The organism is Gluconobacter vitians (assembly GCF_015244565.1).
Taxonomy (GTDB): domain Bacteria; phylum Pseudomonadota; class Alphaproteobacteria; order Acetobacterales; family Acetobacteraceae; genus Gluconobacter; species Gluconobacter vitians.
The window spans coordinates 1-877 of the sequence record NZ_JABCQG010000080.1 but is presented as its reverse complement, the minus strand read 5'-3'; the positions used below and the strand labels follow the sequence as shown (position 1 = coordinate 877).

Below are 877 nucleotides of genomic sequence, written 5' to 3'. Positions count from 1 at the left end.
ATCAGAGGCTCCCAGATCGCCCATGTCTCGTCCGTAAAAGTGCCTGTTCCGTCTCCTTCTTCCATCCCTATAATATGGGAAGTGTTTCAAGTGCTAACAGGCCCTAGAGTGATCAAAATATAAAAAGTTATCTCAAAAGGAGTGCAAGATAATTTCTGATGAATTTAATTTATCTAATCATATGTATCTATCAAAAATATCTCGATACAGAGAAATATATGAAAAAACCGTTAAACCTGTCGAAGAACAGCTTACTGAAGTTGAACGAGAAATCGGCGCGTATAATTTAAGTGTAAAATGTGGGTCAGAGAGACGCCTTTAATTTCAGGCGACGCAACGATTACAATTCTGTTTCCTGAAGAAGAAAAACTACATTATCATAAAGGAATATGCATTGACGTTATAGGTAGTATAAACAAAAATACTATTATAAACATATATCATTTTTGGGAGAGATATTGGTTCGATATAATAATAGGAAAGGAACTCGCAGAAGGCAAAGAGAGGAAAATTCAGTATAGTGATTTTCAGCAGTATAATGCACTTAAAACAAGAATATCCAAACATTATGAAATCGACGAGAAGATTGAAAAAATAAAGAACATCGCAAACGCTCTTAAACATGGAAACAGACGTAATATAAGAGCTTTGCTAAAAGCTTACCCAGATCTATTTGAAAGAAAAGATGAGTTTTTCATAAAATGCTTTGGAGCGGATGCAATATCCATTAAGCGAGCAGACGTTGAGGAGGCTTTTGAAATTGTATCTAGGTCACGTTGACAAAAGACCTGATCCAAAGCCTTACGGCGGCGAGGTTGAGGAAGCTCATGAAGGACAATGCTGTTTTGTCGTAGCGGGTTGCGATGCGGCGCATCTG

The 877-nt window shown here is 37.3% G+C and carries 1 protein-coding gene; it reads left to right on the top strand.

What is annotated here, in order from left to right; genetic code table 11:
* Positions 1-297: 297 nt before the first annotated feature.
* Positions 298-780, top strand: coding sequence for a hypothetical protein (locus HKD24_RS15430; protein ID WP_228124492.1), 483 nt, complete (start codon positions 298-300; stop codon positions 778-780).
* The last annotated feature ends 97 nt before the right edge of the window (positions 781-877 follow it).